This is a genomic window from Sphingomonas degradans (assembly GCF_053502645.1).
The window spans coordinates 2,972,394-2,991,372 of sequence record NZ_CP177172.1 but is presented as its reverse complement, the minus strand read 5'-3'; the positions used below and the strand labels follow the sequence as shown (position 1 = coordinate 2,991,372).

General features: G+C 66.6%; 21 protein-coding genes. 6 read left to right on the top strand and 15 right to left on the bottom strand.

Translation table 11 applies throughout. The annotated features are described in order from the left end of the window. Positions 1 to 210: 210 nt before the first annotated feature. From ACG3SL_RS13550 to ACG3SL_RS13540, 3 genes are all read left to right on the top strand, one after another. Positions 211 to 474, top strand: a complete 264-nt coding sequence (locus ACG3SL_RS13550) for a ribbon-helix-helix domain-containing protein (protein WP_448661693.1) — start codon at positions 211 to 213, stop codon at positions 472 to 474. Continuing rightward, entirely contained in the window at positions 419 to 763 is a 345-nt protein-coding gene (locus tag ACG3SL_RS13545) for a type II toxin-antitoxin system RelE/ParE family toxin (protein WP_448661692.1), read from the top strand. Before ACG3SL_RS13550 ends, ACG3SL_RS13545 begins: the two co-directional genes overlap by 56 nt. Before the next feature lie 243 nt (positions 764 to 1,006). Further along, entirely contained in the window at positions 1,007 to 1,405 is a 399-nt protein-coding gene (locus ACG3SL_RS13540) for a hypothetical protein (RefSeq protein ID WP_448661690.1), read from the top strand. A gap of 173 nt (positions 1,406 to 1,578) precedes the next feature. On the opposite strand, the gene ACG3SL_RS13535 is transcribed toward ACG3SL_RS13540, so the two are convergent. The 3 genes from ACG3SL_RS13535 to ahpC all read right to left on the bottom strand — a co-directional run bounded on the left by ACG3SL_RS13535 (position 1,579) and on the right by ahpC (position 5,203). Beyond that, positions 1,579 to 2,481, bottom strand: coding sequence for a hydrogen peroxide-inducible genes activator (locus tag ACG3SL_RS13535; RefSeq protein WP_448665125.1), 903 nt, complete (start codon positions 2,479 to 2,481; stop codon positions 1,579 to 1,581). Positions 2,482 to 2,933: 452 nt separating this feature from the next. Further along, positions 2,934 to 4,517 carry an alkyl hydroperoxide reductase subunit F gene (gene ahpF, locus ACG3SL_RS13530; RefSeq protein ID WP_448661689.1) on the bottom strand — a complete coding sequence of 528 codons (1,584 nt, stop codon included), beginning with the start codon at positions 4,515 to 4,517 and terminating at the stop codon, positions 2,934 to 2,936. Between the two features lie 122 nt (positions 4,518 to 4,639). Further along, on the bottom strand, positions 4,640 to 5,203 hold the full coding sequence (ahpC, locus tag ACG3SL_RS13525; protein ID WP_448661688.1) for an alkyl hydroperoxide reductase subunit C: 564 nt from the start codon (positions 5,201 to 5,203) through the stop codon (positions 4,640 to 4,642). A gap of 344 nt (positions 5,204 to 5,547) precedes the next feature. On the opposite strand from ahpC, the gene ACG3SL_RS13520 reads away from it, so the two are divergent. After that, on the top strand, positions 5,548 to 5,841 hold the full coding sequence (locus tag ACG3SL_RS13520) for a GIY-YIG nuclease family protein (protein WP_448661687.1): 294 nt from the start codon (positions 5,548 to 5,550) through the stop codon (positions 5,839 to 5,841). A gap of 191 nt (positions 5,842 to 6,032) precedes the next feature. Here the strand turns inward: ACG3SL_RS13520 and ACG3SL_RS13515 are convergent, their stop codons facing one another. Next, positions 6,033 to 6,797 carry a sulfite exporter TauE/SafE family protein gene (locus ACG3SL_RS13515; protein WP_448661686.1) on the bottom strand — a complete coding sequence of 255 codons (765 nt, stop codon included), beginning with the start codon at positions 6,795 to 6,797 and terminating at the stop codon, positions 6,033 to 6,035. 157 nt (positions 6,798 to 6,954) lie between these two features. Here ACG3SL_RS13515 and epsC point away from each other — a divergent pair, with 157 nt between their 5' ends. Next, positions 6,955 to 7,635 (top strand): serine O-acetyltransferase EpsC, encoded by a 681-nt coding sequence (gene epsC / locus ACG3SL_RS13510; RefSeq protein ID WP_448661684.1) that lies wholly within the window; start codon positions 6,955 to 6,957, stop codon positions 7,633 to 7,635. 135 nt (positions 7,636 to 7,770) lie between these two features. Next, on the top strand, positions 7,771 to 8,109 hold the full coding sequence (locus ACG3SL_RS13505; RefSeq protein WP_448661682.1) for a DUF2794 domain-containing protein: 339 nt from the start codon (positions 7,771 to 7,773) through the stop codon (positions 8,107 to 8,109). A 453-nt stretch (positions 8,110 to 8,562) separates the two neighbouring features. On the opposite strand, the gene ACG3SL_RS13500 is transcribed toward ACG3SL_RS13505, so the two are convergent. From ACG3SL_RS13500 to ACG3SL_RS13450, 11 genes are all read right to left on the bottom strand, one after another. After that, positions 8,563 to 9,018: a nuclear transport factor 2 family protein gene (locus ACG3SL_RS13500; protein ID WP_448661681.1), complete on the bottom strand. Its 456-nt coding sequence runs from the start codon at positions 9,016 to 9,018 to the stop codon at positions 8,563 to 8,565. 60 nt (positions 9,019 to 9,078) lie between these two features. Next, positions 9,079 to 10,197 (bottom strand): hypothetical protein, encoded by a 1,119-nt coding sequence (locus ACG3SL_RS13495; protein WP_448661679.1) that lies wholly within the window; start codon positions 10,195 to 10,197, stop codon positions 9,079 to 9,081. A 61-nt stretch (positions 10,198 to 10,258) separates the two neighbouring features. Next, the gene (locus ACG3SL_RS13490) at positions 10,259 to 11,158 is read right to left on the bottom strand and encodes an SDR family NAD(P)-dependent oxidoreductase (RefSeq protein WP_448661678.1); all 900 of its coding nucleotides are present in this window, start codon (positions 11,156 to 11,158) and stop codon (positions 10,259 to 10,261) included. 103 nt (positions 11,159 to 11,261) lie between these two features. Then, positions 11,262 to 11,654: a hypothetical protein gene (locus ACG3SL_RS13485; RefSeq protein WP_448661677.1), complete on the bottom strand. Its 393-nt coding sequence runs from the start codon at positions 11,652 to 11,654 to the stop codon at positions 11,262 to 11,264. A gap of 70 nt (positions 11,655 to 11,724) precedes the next feature. Further along, complete coding sequence (gene phoB, locus ACG3SL_RS13480) at positions 11,725 to 12,417, bottom strand: phosphate regulon transcriptional regulator PhoB (protein ID WP_448661676.1); 693 nt, start codon at positions 12,415 to 12,417, stop codon at positions 11,725 to 11,727. Between the two features lie 9 nt (positions 12,418 to 12,426). Next, positions 12,427 to 13,128, bottom strand: coding sequence for a phosphate signaling complex protein PhoU (phoU, locus tag ACG3SL_RS13475; RefSeq protein ID WP_448661675.1), 702 nt, complete (start codon positions 13,126 to 13,128; stop codon positions 12,427 to 12,429). 1 nt (position 13,129) lies between these two features. Then, a complete protein-coding gene (gene pstB / locus ACG3SL_RS13470) occupies positions 13,130 to 13,897 on the bottom strand; it encodes a phosphate ABC transporter ATP-binding protein PstB (protein WP_448661674.1) in 768 nt (255 codons plus the stop codon). Continuing rightward, positions 13,897 to 15,225, bottom strand: a complete 1,329-nt coding sequence (gene pstA, locus ACG3SL_RS13465) for a phosphate ABC transporter permease PstA (RefSeq protein WP_448661673.1) — start codon at positions 15,223 to 15,225, stop codon at positions 13,897 to 13,899. The genes pstB and pstA overlap by 1 nt, the downstream gene beginning before the upstream one ends. Then, positions 15,218 to 16,591 (bottom strand): phosphate ABC transporter permease subunit PstC, encoded by a 1,374-nt coding sequence (gene pstC, locus ACG3SL_RS13460; RefSeq protein ID WP_448661672.1) that lies wholly within the window; start codon positions 16,589 to 16,591, stop codon positions 15,218 to 15,220. The genes pstA and pstC overlap by 8 nt, the downstream gene beginning before the upstream one ends. 56 nt (positions 16,592 to 16,647) lie before the next feature. After that, positions 16,648 to 17,643 carry a substrate-binding domain-containing protein gene (locus tag ACG3SL_RS13455; protein ID WP_448661671.1) on the bottom strand — a complete coding sequence of 332 codons (996 nt, stop codon included), beginning with the start codon at positions 17,641 to 17,643 and terminating at the stop codon, positions 16,648 to 16,650. Between the two features lie 131 nt (positions 17,644 to 17,774). Beyond that, a complete protein-coding gene (locus ACG3SL_RS13450) occupies positions 17,775 to 18,977 on the bottom strand; it encodes an ATP-binding protein (protein WP_448661670.1) in 1,203 nt (400 codons plus the stop codon). Positions 18,978 to 18,979 lie beyond the last annotated feature (2 nt).

The window sequence follows — 18,979 nt, the reverse complement described above, 5'->3', positions numbered from 1 at the left end:
TAGCAGGTGGTGCACTTGTTCCGTGAGTCCGGGGGATCCATTGCCGCTGCGCTAGGTACAAGAAGCGCAGACGGAGCAAAGAATGGATCCTGACTTCCGTCAGGATGACGGCGTCATTTCGGATTTGCGATTCCCCACGCTGGCGCAGGAAGATGGTCGAGTGCGGATACGCGCTGGCGATACAGGATATTACAGCGTATCTGTACGCCCATGTCCAAGCCGATGAATCTCAACGTCCGCGTCTCCGGCCCCTTGAGCGATTTCGTCGCGCGCAATGTGGGGGAGGACGGGCTGTACGAAAACGTCAGCGAATATGTCCGCGACCTGATCCGCCGCGACAAGGAGCGGGTGGAACGCGCGATGTTCGACACGCTCAAGGCCGAACTCCAACGCGCCTTCGCCACGCCGGAGGATGAGTATGTCGAGGTCGATCGCGATGCGTTTCTCGAAGAACTGCGGCAGCAGCACGGGTGAGCCGCTACCAGCTCTCGCCGGTCGCGAAGGCTATACGCATGCGACCTGGGGGCGCGCGCAAGCGGACCGCTATTATCTCCAGCTCTTCGACTGCTTCGACGCGATGGCGGCGCGTCGGGCGATCTGGCGCAGCGTCGGCGCAGCGTTTGAAGTCGATGGCTATTTTTGCCGATGCGAGCACCATTTCGTCTATTGGCGCGTGGCCCCGGACGGCAGCCTGCGCATCGTCGCCATCCTCCACGAACGCATGCACCAGCTCGAACAGCTCCGCGCGGCGTGGGAGCCCTGACCTGGGCCGTAGACTAGTAAAGTGGTCTGTCGGCTAGCGACCCGATCTCGGACATCCAACTTGGTTGTGCCGGCGCCCGAAAGCGGAACTGCCTTCAGCCCTAGCCGGATCGGCGGAACACTTCCATTTTCTGCCATCGCAGGGATGCGAAGGCGGGCACGATCAGAAGGCTATTGCGAATCTGGTGGTATGTCAGCACCAAGGATCTCTTCTAGTCGGACTAGCTTTGGGAGAAAGAACGGCATGAGATCGAGCCAAATCTGGCGCAAGCTCGATAATCTGTTTCTGCCGCTTGCCAAGAAGGCCTACCTCGCCAAGCTGCGGCGGGTGGAAAAGCAGCTCGATATTCTGAGCCGCCGAATGGGATTGCTGCAGATGGGCGCAGCTGTTCAGTTGTTTGAGCGCGTGCCTGGGCTTTCTGAAATCGCCTCGGGCGGCGCGGGCGCCAAACAATCTATTGCCGCAATAAGACAGGTGCTTGAGGACGGCTCTTTCGTCCGCTGGACGAACGTGGATATGGTCATTCGCGAGGTCGAAATCTTCCTAGCCGACGCATGGGTCGTGCTTGCGGAACACGACAAGGGCCGACCGAAGCAGGAACGGATGTTTATAGCGCGCCGCGGTTTGAAGGGGCTCTTCTAGTGTGATTCGCAGGTGTCCAACGACCGCTCTCCACACCTTGACGGCCACTCCCGCTTAGCACCCAGGTTCGGCCGATATCGCGCCTTCTCGTTGAAAAAGCCGCCTGTCCGCTTCCCACCCATTCTCGGCCGCTCTGCCCCCCAGCCGAACCGGCCCGTTCATCCGTTCACGCCCTAGCCCCGCGCCGCCGCCAGCACGTCCGCCAGCAACCGGAAATCGCGTTCGCGCGGGGATGCCTTGCGCCACACCAGCGCGATGTGGCGCGATGCGTTGAGCGCGTCCAGTGGGCGTGCGGTGATGTGGGTGTGGTCCAATATCCCCGCGTCGATCGCCATTTCGGGCAGCATCGTCACGCCCAGTCCATTGTCCACCATCTGCACCATCGTGTGCAGCGACGTGCCCAGCATCGTCGCCTCGGCGCGCAGCTCGGGGCGGTTGCACGCCGCCAGCGCGTGGTCCTTCAGGCAATGCCCGTCCTCGAGCATCAGCAGCCGGGTCTCGTCGATGTCCTCGGGGCGAATCGAGGGCGTGGGGTCCATCTCGCCATCGGGAAAGGCGACGAACAGGCGGTCGTCGAACAGCGGCGCGCTTTCCACTTCGCCGCACGCAAAGGGCAGCGCGAGCAGCACGCAATCGGTGCGGCCATGGTGCAGCCCCTCGCATGCCTGCCCGCTGGTCTCTTCGCGCAGGAACAGCTTGAGGTCGGGATAGTCCTTGCGCAGCCGGGGCAGGATGCGCGGCAGCAGGAACGGCGCGATGGTGGGGATCACGCTCATCCGCATCTCGCCGGTCAGCGGGTGCCCCGCCGCCCGGGCCAGGTCGCCCAGCTCGTCCGCTTCGCGCAGCACGCGCCGCGCCTTCTCCACGATCCGCTCGCCCAGCGGCGTGAAGCGCACCACCCGCCGTGTCCGCTCGACCAGCACGACGCCGATCAGCGTCTCCAGCTCGCGGATGCCGGCCGACAGCGTCGATTGCGTCACGAACGTCGCCTCCGCCGCGCGCCCGAAATGCCCCGAGTCATGGAGCGCGACGAGATACTGAAGCTGCTTGAGCGTCGGCAGATAGGTAGCGGCCAGTGATCGTCTCCGTCGATTGTTGGCGACTTATATAGTGAACGGAGCGATTGAGGCAACCAAACTCCCCTCCCGCAAGCGGGAGGGGTCGGGGGAGGGCATGGCCGCGTGCGACGGGCTCGGGTTTCAAAACCAGCTGCTACCCCAAACCCTCCCCTAACCCCTCCACGGGCAGGATGATCGCCTGTTCCTGCACAAACGCGTCATCCCCGCGAAGGCGGGGATCCATTGGGGCTGATGCTGCGGCTCTTGCCTCGAACGGACAGGCGAATGGATTCCCGCCTTCGCGGGAATGACGGTGGCTTTTCTGAGCCGCTGCCGCGATCAAAACTCCCCTCCCGCAAGCGGGAGGGGTCGGGGGAGGGCGTGGCCGCGTGCGACCGGCTCGGGTTTCAAACCAGCCGCTACCCCAGGCCCTCCCCTAACCCCTCCCGCAAGCGGGAGGGGGATTCAGGTCACGCCGCCGCTTCGACCAGTTCCTCGGTCGGCAGGCGGATCAGATAGTCGAATGCCGAGAGCGCCGCCGTCGAGCCTGCGCCCATCGCGATCACGATCTGCTTGTACGGCACCGTGGTCGCGTCGCCGGCGGCGAAGATGCCCGGCTGGCTCGTCTCGCCGCGCGCGTCGATCTCGATCTCGCCGCGCGGGGTGAGGGCGACCGCGTCCTTCAGCCATTCGGTGTTCGGGACCAGCCCGATCTGGACGAAGATGCCTTCCAGCGCGATGTCGTGCTCGGCGCCGCTGTTGCGGTCCTTGTAGCTCAGCCCCGACACCTTCTCGCCATCGCCATTGACCTTGGTGGTCATGGCCGAAGTGAGGATCTTGACGTTGGGCAGGCTCGCCAGCTTGCGCTGGAGCACTGCGTCGGCGCGCAGCTGGCTGTCGAACTCGATCAGCGTGACGTGCGCGACGATGCCCGCCAGGTCGATTGCGGCCTCGACACCCGAATTGCCGCCGCCGATCACTGCGACGCGCTTGCCCTTGAACAGCGGGCCGTCGCAGTGCGGGCAATAGGCCACGCCCTTGTTCTTGTACTCGTCCTCGCCCGGCACGTTCATCTGGCGCCAGCGGGCGCCCGTCGACAGGATCAGCGTCTTGGCCTTCAGCCGCGCACCGTTCGCCAGCACGACTTCGTGGAAGCCGCCCTCGACCCGCGCCGGGATCAGCTTTTCGGCGCGCTGGAGGTTCATGATGTCGACGTCATAGTCCTTGACGTGCTGCTCCAGATGTGCGGCCAGCTTGGGCCCTTCGGTGTGGCTGACCGAGATGAAATTCTCGATCCCCATCGTGTCGAGCACCTGCCCGCCGAAACGCTCGGCCAGCACGCCGGTGCGGATGCCCTTGCGCGCGGTATAGATCGCCGCCGCAGCACCCGCCGGGCCGCCGCCGACGACCAGCACGTCGAACGGGTCCTTCTGCGCGATCTTCGCCGCCGCCTTGGCCTCGGCGCCGCTATCGATCTTGGCGACGATCTGCTCCAGCTCCATCCGGCCCTGGCCGAACGGCTCGCCGTTCAGGAACACGGTGGGGACCGCCATCACCTTGCGCTGCGTCACTTCGTCCTGGAACAGCGCGCCGTCGATCGCGACATGGCTGATGCGGGGGTTGAGCACGCTCATCAGGTTCAGCGCCTGCACCACGTCGGGGCAGTTCTGGCACGACAGCGAGAAATAGGTCTCGAACGCGAAGTCGCCGTCCAGGTCCTTGACCTGCTGGATCACGTCCTGCGCCGCCTTGCTCGGATGGCCGCCGACCTGGAGAAGTGCCAGCACCAGCGAAGTGAACTCATGCCCCATCGGGATGCCGGCAAAGCGCACGCCGATGTCGGTGCCGGTGCGGCGGATCATGAAGCTGGGCTTGCGCTTGTCGTCATTGGCCGGGACGACCGCGACCTTGTCGGACAATGCGGCGATTTCGTTCAGCAGTTCGCCCAACTCGCGCGACTTCGCATCGTCGCCCAGCGAGGCGACCAACTCGATCGGCTCGCGGATATTCACGAGATAGGCTTTGAGCTGCTGCGTCAGATTGGCGTCGAGCATGGGGGTAAACTCCTGAAACTGTGTGAAAAAGCGCGTGGCTCTCACAAAATAGAAACGGCCCGGGGCGGAAGAGGGAGGTCCGCCCCGGGCCGCGTAAGCACCCGAAAGGGGGGGCGGGTGCTTTAGATCTTGCCGACCAGGTCGAGCGACGGGGCCAGGGTCTCTTCACCCTCTTCCCACTTGGCCGGGCACACTTCGCCCGGATGCGCTGCGATATACTGCGCGGCCTTGATCTTGCGGAGCAGCTCGGTCGCGTTGCGGCCGACGCCTTCCGACGTGATTTCGACCAGCTGGATCACGCCCTCGGGATCGACGACGAAGGTGCCGCGGTCCGCCAGGCCCTGGCCGGCGCGCAGGATGTCGAAGTTGTTCGAGATCGTGTGGTTCTGGTCACCCAGCATGTAATAGTTGATCTTGCCGATCGCGGGCGACGTGTCGTGCCAGGCCTTGTGGCTGAAATGCGTGTCGGTCGAGACCGAATACACTTCCACACCCATGCCCTGGAGCGTCGGGTAGATGCCGGCCAGGTCTTCCAGCTCGGTCGGGCACACAAAGGTGAAGTCCGCCGGATAGAAGAAGAAGACGGCCCACTTGCCCTTGACGTCGGTGTCGCTGACTTCGACGAACTTGCCTTCCTTGTACGCCTGCGTGGTGAACGGCTTGATCGTGGTTCCGATGAGCGACATGCAGTAATTCCTCCGAAGCAGTGGTTGGGTTCGAGAGCCCATATATGCCCCGTGGCCGCGCTTGGGAAATTGGAAGGTCCGTTGGGAGTGATCGAGTTAATCACTCAATGGGGCGGGATTGATCGACGCGGGCGTAATTGAGCCGCCGCCCCGGGCTCGACCCGGGCCCAGCTTCTTCCTGTCCACCGCCTGCAGCAAATAGCGGGACCCCGGCTCAAGGCCGGGGCGACAATGGAAGAGGGAGCGCGTCCCACCCCCGTGGCCCCACCCCAAAACCACCCGCGACCGCTCCCCCCGTCACCCCGGGCTTGACCCGGGGCCCCGCTTCTTCGCATCCTCGGCGCATGGGGCATTCGGGCGGCTGGGTGTACATCATGGCCAATCGCTATCGTGGCACGATGTATGTCGGCGTCACATCCGATCTGGCCACACGCGCCCATCAGCACCGGACGGGCAGCGGCTCGGATTTCTGCCAGCGCTACGGATTGCATCGTCTTGTCTGGGCCGAACACGCCCCGTCGATCACCGACGCAATCGCACAGGAAAAGCGCATCAAACGCTGGCGCCGCGACTGGAAATTCGCCCTGATCGAGCAGGGCAACCCGGACTGGCGCGACCTGTTCGACACGCTCGCGTGATCGAAAACGTTCGCTCCCCCACCCATCGTCACCCCGGGCTTGACCCGGGGCCCAGCTTCTTATGCTCGGCGTATCAAGGAGTGATTGCGGACAAGGCCGATCGCCCGGCGCAGAGAAAGCGGGGCCCCGGGTCAAGCCCGGGGTGACAGAAAATGCGGGCGCCGAAGCCTTGCGCACCCGCCCCCGCAACCTCACCCCCACACCGCCCGCGCCACCGTCACCCCGCTGGTGATCGTCAGCAGCACCCCCACCATCGCCATCAGCGGGCGCGGGGGGACGTGTTTCGCCAGCCAGCCGCCGAACGGTGCTGCCGCCAGTCCGCCGATCAGGATGCCCAGCGTCTGGAAGGTGAACGCCGCCCAGCCCAGCGTCGCGATGAACGTCGCGGAGATCGTGGCTGTCAGGAAGAATTCGCTGGTATTGACCGTCCCGATCGTCGTGCGCGGCGATGCGCCCTGGACCAGCAGGTTGGACGTGACCACCGGCCCCCATCCGCCGCCGCCCGCTGCGTCGAGGAATCCGCCCGCCAGCCCCAAGGGCTCGATGATCCGGGGCTCGCGCGGCTCCACCGCGCCGCGCCAGGCGCGGTACAGCAGGTACAGCCCGATCGCCGCCAGATAGGTCATGACGAACGGCTTGGCCTGCGACGCATCGACGCTGCTCAGCACATAGGCGCCCAGCACCCCGCCGATCACGCCGGGGATCACCAGCCGCCGGAACAGCCGCCAGTCGACATTGCGGTGCAGCGTGTGGCTCACCCCCGATGCGGCGGTCGTAAACGTCTCCACGGCATGCACCATCGCGCTGGCATTGGCGGGGGGCACGCCCAGAAAGCTCACCAGCAGCGTCGAATTGACGATACCGAACGCCATGCCCAGCGCGCCGTCGACCATCTGTGCCGCAAAGCCCACCGCAATGAACGGCAGCAGCGCCGCAACGTCGATTCCAAAGATCATTCAGCGCCCTGTTCGCCTGTTCGATCCCGGCAAATGCCCGCCGGTGCGCGTGCTGCCAAGACACATCCTGTTTAGCCTGCGATAGCGCAAGGACGGGCGCGTTCTGGAAATCCGGCGCGTTACCCCCTAAATGGGGCCGCTAAAGGGGACTCCGGCCATGTTCCGTCGTCTGACGTCGTATCTCGATTCCATCCGTGCCCGCGATCCGGCGCCGCGTTCGCGCGCCGAAATCCTGCTCTATCCGGGCGTGTGGGCGCTGGGCTATCACCGCATCGCCCATGCGCTGTTCCGGCGCGGCTGGTTCTTCGCGGCGCGGTTCGTCAATCACTGGTCGCGCTGGATTACCGCGATTGACATCCATCCGGGCGCCACGATCGGGCGCAATTTCTTCATCGACCACGGCTTTGTCGTGATCGGCGAGACGGCGGAGATCGGCGACAATGTCACGATCTATCAATGCGTCACGCTGGGCGGGACCAGCCCGGACAATGGCGTGGCCGGCAAACGCCACCCGACGCTGCGCGACGGCGTGATCCTGGGCTCGGGCGCGCAGGTGCTGGGGCCCATCGTGGTGGGCGAGCGCGCCCGCGTCGGCGCCAATGCGGTGGTGACGCGCGACGTGCCCGAGGGCGCCGTGATGGTCGGCATCCCCGCGCGCCCGACGCTGATCGAGGCGCAGGCGTGGCAGCGCGATTTCGTCCCCTATGGCACGCCGTGCAGCGAAGTGTTCGATCCCCAGACCCAGAAGCTCGAACTGATGCGCTGCGAGCTGGAAACGCTGCGCAAGCGGCTCGATTCGATGATCGAGGAGCGCGAGGATCGCCGTGATCGTGCGTAACGGTTTGGTTTCAGGCGGTGCCAGCCCGCTCCGCCACCCGGCCAGCCAACGGCAGTATTCTATGGGTGGCCGGGTGGGGGAGCGGGCTGGCGCCGCCATGCGCCGTGAGGCGCATCCACAAGAGCTTTTTCGCTGATGGGGACCGTAACCCCGTTGCCGCTCGGGCGCCCCGATCAGGTCGGGTTTGAGCGGCTGGAGCTGAACCGCATCCTCGATCTCTACGGCCGCATGGTCGCCGCCGGGCACTGGCGCGACTATGCGATGCAGTTCGACAAGGAAGCGGCGGTCTTCGCCGCCTTCCGCCGCGCCGCCGAGCGGCCCGAATTCCGCATCGAGAAGCGCCCGACGCTGCGCAATCGCCAGGGCATGTGGGCGCTGATCGGCGAGGCCGGCGCCGTGCTCAAGCGCGGCCACGACCTCGGCCCGGTGCTCGCCCCCGTCGAGCGGCGGCTGATGAAGCTCGTCAGCGAATAGGCGCGGGGGCCTCTGTCCTCCCTCGTCATGCTGAACTTGTTTCAGCATCCAACGCGCAACAGGCTATGGCGTCGCCCGTGGAGGGTTGGACCCTGAAACAAGTTCAGGGTGATGACCTATTGGTTTGCGATCCAAGCCCATCGGCACTTCCCGAAAACCGATCCCGCCAAACCCTGTCCTACAGCCCGTCCGCCGCGCTATGCTCGGCGCACGGGCTCTTTGACATTGTCGATAGTGCATAGCGAACGCCGATCGCCGCGCAGGTTTTACGCGGTTCGGCAAAGGCTTGTGCGCGGGACGCGGCGGGGCGTGCAAACATCCGCGTCCACTCCGTGCGGCCAAACCGCCGCGACTCGGCGGAAATCCACGGCCCCGCCGCACCGCGCACCGCAAAGGAACCGGCCGCCCCCTGCGACAATCGCAACCTTGGGCGGCCGGAATGTCCCGTTTGCGTCAGCGCTGCGGGGGAGGGCCCTTGGGGCGGATCGGCGTGAACTGGGCCGACGCCATCTTCCACGCAGGCCCACTGCGCACGGCGAGGAAGCTCACCCGGATCGACACGGCGCGCGGCGGCTGGCCTTCGGGCGCGGGCAGGTCGAGCGATAGCCGCGCGATGACCGAGGCGGTGTCGCCATAGCGCCGCACCAGCGGCTCGCACACCGACACCTCCGGCGCCGGGCCGCGCTTGTCGGCGGCGTAGAAGCCCAGGAATGCGTCGTGCAGGTCCAGCTCGCCCAGCGGCGACACTTCGGCGTAATCGGGCGTCGTCAGTGCCGCGAGGCGCGGCTGGTCGAACCGATGCTCGGCGTCGAGGAAGTCGGTGACCAGCTGGAGCACCGGCGCATCGGCAGGCGACACGGTGGCCGCCGGGCAGGGCGCGGCCAGCGCAAGGATCAGGGGTGCGAGCATCAAACGTCCTTCTACCGTAAGGGCGAAGCCCCGGCACCATCGGCGCCGGGGCCTGCCGGATCAGGCCAGCGCCACTTGCTGGGTCGGCGGCAGCCGCTCCTGCAAACCGCCCAGCAGCCCGACGATAGCGCGCCGCATCGTCTGCCAGAAGGCCGAAAGCGTGAGCAGCGCCGATCCGATCACCAGCCCGGTGAGCGCCGCCGCCAGCTCGATCGCGCCACTCGCCTGGAACAGCGAATAGAGCGCCCACAGCACATAGACGAGGCTGGACACCAGCAGCGCCCGGCGGTCCACCGCCAGCGCCACGGCGGCAAAGGCAATGTACAGTGCGATCACCACCGCTGCCATCGGCGCGCTGACCGGGCCGTCGAACACGCCCAGCATGTGGAAGATGGGGTGCGCGATCAGCGGCGCCGCGCCCAGATGCAGCCAGAAGGCCACGTCCGACCGCCGCGTCCGCCGCTCGCGGTCCGACATGTCCCACCGCATCGCCAGCGCGAAGACGGCGAGGCCCGCGACCAGCAGCATCGGCTGGATCGCCTCGCGCGAGTCGGGCACGAACGCCGTGATCGCGCCCAGTGCCACGGCCACCAGCGCCAGCGCGCCCACGGCCACCGTGATCGGCACCATGAACCGGCGCCAGTGCAGCCATGCCGCCCCGGCGGTCACCACGCCGACGATGATGCCGATGCCACCGGCCAGCTGGCGTTGCTGCACGTCGGTGGTCAGCCCCATCTGTTCGGCCAGCCAGGGCGCATTGGCCCCGAACAGGCCGCCCATCCCGGCAAAGACGCCGCCGGCAAAGCCGATCAGCAACAGGATGCTGGGCAGCGCCATCCGCCGCTGCCGCGTGAAATACTCGCCCAGCAGCCAGCTCGCGCCCGCCACTGCGACGCCCGCGAACGCCACGGCAGTGCCCAGCTGCCGCGGTCCGCTGAACCCGCCAATGCCGGTCAGCTTGCCGCCGATATAGGACCCGATCCAGCCCAGCGCGACCAGGATCAGCACCGCTGCGATACTGACGAAAATGTCGTTGAATCCGGTCAGCAGCCGGAAACTCTCCTCGTCCACCGCCGGTGCGGCGCGGGTCGCGGCCACATGGTTGCGGATTGCATTGGCCGTCTCGGGGGAGATGACTCCCGCCTCGACGGCGCTCGCCAGATCGCTTTCGCTATACATCGGCATCCTCCTGTTGAGCCGACAGGATACGCCAAGTGTATTGGTGACGCAATACGCTGAGTCAGCCGGGCTGTCCCTGGAGCTTGCTCAGGATCAGCATGGTCTGCTCGGACCCCGAACCCGGCACGATCTCGCCGGTCCGGTCGGTGATCTCGGCCCATTGCGCCGCCACGCTTTCCGGCGTCGCCTCGTGCAGCCGGGCGCCCTGGGTCAGCGTGACATAGGCCGCCTGCACCACGCCGCCGCCTGCGCCAACGATCATGTTGCTGGGCGCGTCCTCGGACACGAGGAACAGCGCGGCGGGGGCTACATTCTCGGGCGCGAAGGCCTTGAACGCGGCTTCGGGGAAGATGTCCTCGGTCATCCGCGTCCCCGCCACGGGGGCGAGCGTGTTGACCCGGATCCCGTATTTCGCGCCCTCCAGGTGCAGCGTCTTGGTCAGTCCCGCCAGCCCCAGCTTGGCCGCGCCGTAATTGGCCTGGCCGAAATTGCCGTACAGCCCGCTGGAGGATGCGGTCATCAGGATGCGGCCATAGCCCTGCTCGCGCATCGTGTCCCACACCGCCTTGGCGCAATGGGCGGACCCGATCAGGTGGACGTCGATGACGAACGCGAAGTCCTCGGGCGTCATCTTGGCGAAGCTCTTGTCGCGCAGCACGCCGGCATTGTTGATGAGGATGTCGACCCGGCCCCAGCGCGCCTTGGCCGCCTCGACCATCGCGACCATCTGGCCATAGTCGGTGACGCTGCCGCCGTTGGACATCGCCTCGCCGCCCGCCGCCTCGATCTCCGCCACCACCTGCAGCGCGGCATCCGAATGGCCGGTGCCGTCCCGCGCGCCGCCCAGGTCGTTGACCACCACCTTCGCCCCGCGCCGCGCGAGTTCGAGCGCATAGGCCCGCCCCAGACCGCCGCCCGCGCCGGTCACGATCGCCACGCGATCTTGGAAGGAAATGGTCATCGAAGGGCTCTCCTGTGTCGTTTTGCCCTTCGTAAAACGAAACCGGGGGCGGTGGAATGCCACCGCCCCCGAATTCGTTGTCAGCCCGGATCGACTGCGCGGATCAGCGCTTGCCGCCGCGCTGCATGCACTGGTCGAACTGGCCGCGCTTGCAGATCGGATAGCTCTTGCGCGGGGCAGGGGCAGGGTAGGCGACGTCGGGCGAAGGCGCCTGGTTGAACACCACGCGCGCGCCGGGGGTCAGCGGGCCGCTCAGTGCCGGGGCGGCGGGCATATAGCCGCCGCGCGTCTCGACCGCGCCCACCGGCGCGCCCGGCGTCGCGGGCATCGCCGCGTCGGATGCCTCGGTGTCTTCGGGCATGGGAGCCTCGGCGGTGCCGGCGCCGGTGGTGCCGATCGCCGGCTTGTCCTGGCTGGCGCCGGGCTGCGACGGCATATCCTGTGCGATTGCGGTGCCGCCCATGGCGAGGGCCGCTGCCAATGCTATCAGCTTCATCGGATGTCTCCTGAAATCTGTACCCGGGCGCATTGCGGCGCCCGGGACAGGAGACTCCCGAACCGGGGTGCTAGTTCCCCGAATCCAGCGCGTAGCCGGCCGAGCGCACCGTGCGGATGATGTCGGGCCGGTCGCCCTGGTTGATCGCCTTGCGCAGCCGGCGGATGTGCACGTCGACGGTGCGCGACTCGATGTCGCTGTCATGCCCCCACACCGCGTCGAGCAGCCGCTCGCGCGAGAACACCCAGCCGGGATGCTCGAGGAAATGCTTGAGCAGGCGGAATTCGGTCGGCCCCAGCGAGATGACTTCGCCGCCGCGCCGGACCTTGTGGCCGACTGTGTCCATCTCGATGTCGGAATAGGTCAGCGCCTCGCCCGCCAGCGCCGGGCGCACGCGCCGCAGCACCGCGCCGACGCGCGCCACCAGCTCGCGCGGGGAAAACGGCTTGGTGACGTAATCGTCCGCGCCGGTTTCCAGCCCGCGCACGCGGTCTTCCTCTTCGCCGCGCGCAGTCAGCATGATGATCGGCACGTTCGCCGTCTCGGGCATCCGGCGCAGTCGCCGGCAGACCTCGATCCCCGAAAGCCCCTCGACCATCCAGTCGAGCAGAACGATGTCGGGCGTCGCCTCCTTGGCCAGAAGCAGGGCTTCCTCGCCATCGGGGGTGTGCTTGACTTCGTAATCCTCGCGCTTGAAGTGCCAGGTGACGAGTTCGGCGATCGCCGCATCGTCCTCAACCAGCAGCATCTTCACTCGTGCCATCGGAAATCCTTAAATCGAGCCCGTCTCGCCGGCTTCGCGCTCGGCGAGATAATGCCCCGTTGCGGCAAAATAGACCATCTCCGCGACGTTGGTCGCATGGTCCCCGATCCTCTCGATGTTCTTGGCGACGAACAGCAGGTGCGCGACCTGGCTGACCGTGCGCGGATTTTCGACCATGAAGGTAACCAGCGTGCGAAAGATCGAATCGTAGAAATCGTCCAGCGCATTGTCGCGCTCGACCACCGCCACCGCCGCTGCGGCATCGCGTGCGGAAAAGGCGTTGAGAACGTCGTGCACCATGTCGCTCGCCATCTGCGCCATCGACGGGAGCAGCGACAGCGCCTCGATCCGGTCCTCGCCCTCGGCATGGATCATCGGCACGCGCTTGGCGATGTTCTTGGCATAATCGCCGATCCGCTCGACCACGGCGGCAATCTTGAGCGCGGCGATCACTTCGCGCAGGTCGTCGGCCATGGGGGCACGCAGCGCGATGACGCGGACGACCAGCTTCTCCAGCTCGGCCTCGATGGCGTCGATCTGCTTGTCCTTCTTGCGCACCGACTTGGCCAGCGCCAGGTCACCGCGCTGCAGCGCCTTCATCGCGTCGTGGATCGCCTCTTCGGCCAGCCCGCCCATTTGCGAGATCAGGCCGCGCAGCTGGCCGATGTCCTGGTCGAATGCCTTGACCGTATGTTCGTGGCCCGTCGCCATCTTAGCCGTACCTTCCGGTGATATAGTCCTTGGTCCGCTCCTCGTGCGGGGCGGTGAAGATCTGGTCCGTCTCACCATACTCGACCAGGTGGCCCAGATGGAAGAACGCCGTGCGCTGGCTGACGCGCGCCGCCTGCTGCATGTTGTGCGTGACGATCACGATCGCATAGCGGCCGCGCAGTTCGTGGATCAGTTCCTCGATCTTGGCCGTGGCGATGGGATCGAGCGCCGATGCGGGCTCGTCCATCAGGATCACTTCGGGATCGACGGCGATCGCCCGGGCGATGCACAGCCGCTGCTGCTGGCCGCCCGACAGCGCGGTGCCGCTGTCCGGCAGGCGATCCTTCACTTCCTCCCACAGCCCGGCGCGCTTCAGCGAGCGCTCGACGATCTGGTCGAGATCGGCCTTGCTCGGCGCCAGCCCGTGGATGCGCGGGCCATAGGCCACGTTCTCGTAGATCGATTTGGGGAAGGGGTTCGGCTTCTGGAACACCATGCCCACGCGCGCGCGCAGCTGGACCACGTCCATGTCCGACGAATAGATATTCTCGCCGTCCAGCGTGATTTCGCCTTCGACGCGGGCCGAGGCGATCGTGTCGTTCATGCGGTTCAGCGTGCGCAGGAAGGTCGACTTGCCGCAGCCCGACGGGCCGATGAACGCCGTCACCTTGTCCATGTCGATGTCGATCGACACGCGCTTCACCGCCTGTTTGTCGCCGTAAAAGACGCTGACGTCGCGTGCCGTCATTTTGTGGGGAGCGTTTGGCATTACCAGCGGGTCTCGAATTTGTTGCGGAGATAGATGGCGAGCCCGTTCATGGCGAGCAGGAACACCAGCAGCACGAGGATCGCGGCACTGGTCTTTTCGACAAAGCCCCGGCTGACTTCGTCGGACCACAGGAAGATCTGCACCGGCAGCACGGTGGCAGGCTCGGTGAAGCTGCCCGGCGGGGTTACGATGAACGCGCGCATGCCGATCAGCAGCAGCGGCGCCGTCTCGCCCAGCGCGCGGGCCATGCCGATGATCGTGCCGGTCAGGATGCCGGGCATCGCGAGCGGCAGGACGTGGTGGAACACCACCTGGATCGGGCTGGCGCCGATGCCGAGCGCGGCGTCGCGGATCGACGGGGGCACCGCCTTGATCGCGTTGCGGCTGGCGATCACGATCACCGGCATGATCATCAGCGCGAGCGTAAGCCCGCCGACCAGCGCGGCGGAGCGCGGCAGCATCGGCCCGATAGTGACGCCGCCGACCTGCCACGTGCCCAGGAACACCGCGAGGCCGAGCAGGCCGAAGATGATCGACGGCACTGCCGCAAGGTTGTTGATCGATACTTCGATCAGGTCGGTCCAGCGGTTCCGGGGGGCATATTCCTCCAGATAGATCGCGGACAGCACGCCGACCGGGAACGCGATCAGGAAGGTGATCGCCATCGTCAGCAGCGATCCTTTCAGCGCGCCCCAGATGCCGACCGCGACCGGATCGGTGGAATCGGATGCGTGGAGGAAACCGGTGTTGAAGTGGCGCGACAGTGCGCCCGCCGCCTTCAGCTTCGCCACCGCCGCCTGCACTTCGGGCGTGCCGCCGCCGCGCGTGCCCTGGTCGATCTCGGTCGATGCGGGGAGCGAGAAGGTGACCGAGCGTGTCAGGATCGTCGGATTGGCCTTGATCGCGTCGCGCACCTGCACCCAGGCGCGGCTCGACACGAAGGTATCGCCACCGGGGCCGAACCGCTCGGCAGCGGCGCTGCGGACCGCGTCTTCCAGCCCGGCGCCGGCCAGCGCCAGATCGGCGGCGGGGGTGCGCAGCTGTTCCGGCGTGACGTCGAGCTCGATCTTGGGGAAGTTCACTTCCAGCGCGATGTCGGTCCGCGTGAACCCGCGCCATCCCTGTGCCACCATCGTGACGAGGAGGAAGGCGAGGAACGCCGCCGACAGCAGCACTGCCGCCATGCCGAAGAAGCGAAAGCGCCGCTCGGCCGCATAGCGGCGGCGGATGCGCTTCTGCATCGACGCGGTCTTCCAGTCGGTCGGCGCGCGCTCGGCGGGTTCGCCCGCCATGGCTTCCGGCAGGCCGGGCACGATCGAATTACTCATACGCTTCCCGATACCGTTTGACGACGCGCAGCGCGACGATGTTGAGCAGCAGGGTGATGACGAACAGCGTCAGGCCCAGCGCGAACGCGGCCAGCGTCTTGGGGCTGTCGAATTCGGCGTCGCCGGTCAGCAGGTCGACGATCTGCTTGGTCACTGTGGTCGCACTCTCGAACGGGTTGAGCGTGATGTTGGCGGCGCCCGATGCGGCCATCACGACGATCATCGTTTCGCCAATCGCGCGCGATACCGCCAGCAGGATGCCGGCGACCACGCCCGGCAGCGCTGCGGGGATCAGCACGCGCGAGATCGTCTCGCTGGTCGTCGCCCCCATCGCCAGGCTGCCGTCGCGCATCGCGGTGGGCACGGCGGCGATCGAATCGTCCGCCATCGAGGATACGAACGGGATGATCATCACGCCCATGACGAGCCCGGCGGCCAGCGCGCTTTCCGAGCTGGCATAGGTATAGCCCAGCGATACGGCGAGGTCGCGCACTGCCGGGGCGACGGTCAGCGCGGCGAAATAGCCATAGACCACCGTGGGCACGCCGGCGAGGATCTCCAGGATCGGCTTCATCCAGCGTCGCACGCGCGGCGCGGCATATTGGGTGAGGTAGATTGCGCTCATCAGTCCGAACGGGATCGCGACGATCATCGCGATCACTGCGCCGATGAAGAACGTGCCCCAGAACAGCGGCACTGCGCCCAGCGACTTGCCGGGATTGGACGCGTCGATCACCTGCGGGCTCCAATGCGTGCCGAACAGGAAATCGGTGATCGGCACCTGCCCGAAAAAGCGCAGCGATTCCCACAGCAGCGACAGGAAGATGCCCAGCGTCGTGAGGATCGCGATCAGCGACGCGACCAGCAGCAGCGCCATCACCCCGCGCTCGACACGGGTGCGGGCATGGAAACCGGCACGGATGCGCGTGAAGGCAAATGCGCCACCGGCAAAGGCGAGAAGGACCGCCAGCGCAGTGCCCAGCCAGCTATAGCGCGACCGCGCCTCGCCCACCACAGGCGCCAGCCGGTGCGCCAGCGGATCGCCGTCCGCCGTCGGGTCTATCGACAGGCGGCGGGCTTCCGAAAGCACTGCATCGCGCTCGAAATCGAAGTCCGAAAGCTCGGCGGCGGCGGGCGATTGCAGTACTTCCTGTCGCACCAGTCCGGGCGTCACTGCGTTCCACACCGCCAGGAACAGCAGCGCCGGCAGCATCATCCACAGGACGACGTACCATCCATGCTGCGACGGCAGCGAATGCAGCCGTTTCTGCGTTCCCCGATCGAAACGCGCGGCGCGCGCACGGGCGGTAAGCCACCCGATCAGGCCCAGTCCGGCAATGAGAAACAGAAGCGCGTAGAGGTTCACCGGGGACCCATTTCAGTCTTTCGCGCCCGCATCGCTGCGGGGCGTTGGCGTGGCGTTCAGTGCAACTCTGCGGGATTGAGCGCAATCCCCTGGCGAATCACGTCGGCGTTGCGATCGCGGGCCGCCTGCGGCTCGGCGATCAGCCCGCGCTTCACCAGCGGGCCGTCCGGGCCCCACATCGTCGCGTACAGGTTCAGGAAATCCTGCAGGCCCGGCACGGCCTTCAGGTGGCGTTTCTTCACATACAGGAACAGCGGGCGCGCGCCCGGATACTGGCCGTCGGCGATCGTCGCATAAGTGGGCGCCACGCCGTCGATCGGCACGCCGTGGATGCGCGTCACATTCTCTTCGAGATAGCTGTAGCCGAACAGCCCCAGTGCATTGGGGTTCTGCGCCAGCCCCTGGACGATCAGATTGTCGTTCTCGCCCTTGTCGATATAGGCGCCGTCCTCGCGGATGCGGCGGCACAGATTGTCGAACGGCGCGGTCTGCGGCGCCTTTTTCAGATCCTTCGCGGCGGGCACGGCCTCCAGACAGCCGGGCTCGAGGATCAGCTCGACAAAGGCGTCGCGCGTGCCGCTGGTCGATGGCGGGCCCATCACCTGGATGGGGACGGGGGGCAGGGCCGGATTGACGTCGCGCCACGTCCGCGCGGCGTTGGGCTTGCCCATCGGATTGGCGGCCAGCGCCAGATAGACGTCCTTCTTCGACAGCGCCAGCTTGGGGCCCGCATTCGATTCTGCGAGCGCGATGCCGTCGATCCCGATCGTGACTTCCATCACTTCGCCGACCTTGTTCGCCGCGCACTTTTCATATTCGGTGCGCTTCATCCGGCGCGAGGCATTGGCGATGTCCGGGAACTGACGGCCGACGCCGTCGCAGAAGCGCTTGATCCCCGCACCCGTGCCGATCGATTCGATCACCGGCGCGCGGCGCCCGCTCTTTGCGTTGACGAATGCCTCGGCCACGGCGGTGGTGAAGGGATAGACGGTCGACGAGCCGACGACACGGATTTCGCGCGCGGAATCGCTCTCGCACGAAACGAGCGCCATTGCGGCGCACGCCGTGAATGCAATCCGGCCAAGCATCGCCCTTATTCTCCTGCTGCGGCAGAATGTGCCTTATGGGCGCCGGTGCCCATGCGATCCAATTCCAGCCCCTGTCCGGCAACAGGGTTACGGCTTCATGACACCCGCTGGACGGGCAGCAGGATGCTGACGGTGGTTCCCTTGCCGACCGTGCTGGCGATGTCCAGCCGGCCACGGTGCCGCTCGACGATGTGCTTGACGATCGCCAGCCCCAGTCCCGTGCCGCCGAGCGAGCGGCTGCGCCCCGAATCGACGCGATAGAAACGTTCGGTCAGGCGCGGGATGTGCTGGGCCGGGATGCCTTCGCCTTCGTCCGCGACGATCAGCCGCACCATCGATTCGCCGTCCGCGCGCACCGTCACGCTCACGGGCGTCCCGTGGCGGCCATATTTCATGGCATTGCCGATGACGTTGTGGAGCAACTGGCTGAGCTGGGTCGGGTCGGCGCGAAGGGGCGCCACATCGCCGATCTGCGTCACGAGATCGGCGGCACGCGGGCTGCTCGACAGTTCGCGACAGACCTGGCCGACCAGTTCGGCGAGGTCCACGGTCTGGTCCGGCGCGCGATATTTCTCCGCCTCGATACGGCTGAGCGAGATCAGGTCGTCGATCAGGCGCTGCATCCGCTGCGCCTCGCCATACATGATCTTGAGGAAGCGGTTGCGCACTTCGGCATCCTCGCCGGCCTCGTCGCTCAGCGTCTCGACATAGCCGAGCAGCGAGGCGAGCGGCGTGCGCAGCTCGTGGCTGGCATTGGCGACGAAATCGACGCGCATCCGCTCCGCCGCATAGCTGCCGGTACGGTCCACCAGATGCACGACGCGGCGGCTGTCGCCCAGCGTGCGGACGCGCATTTCCCAACGCTGTTCGCGCGTGCCGAGGCCCACCAGATGGATCGGCGCGCTCTGCGTGCCTTCGCCCGGATTGAGCAGCCGTTCGGCGGCGGCGGGGTGGCGGATCGCCACGCGCACGTCTTCGCCCAGGATATGCTCGCCCAGCAATTGTCGCGCGCCGCGATTGGCCGCCTCGACATGATTGCTCGAGATCACCAGCACCGGCTCCGCAATCGCCTCGATCACTTCGCCGATGGCGGGGCCGTGGGGCTGGGGGGCGGGTTCCGCCGCAGGCGGCGGCGGTGCCGAATCGCCGTTGCCGCCCGCCAGCATCACGGCGGCAATCGCGACGACCAGCACGACCAGGCTGGCCTGCACGTCGCCATTGATGAGCAGGCTGGCGACCGCAGCAAGAGCGGCGACCAGCAGCGCCAATAGTGCGCGCATACCATGCGAAAGGGGCATGG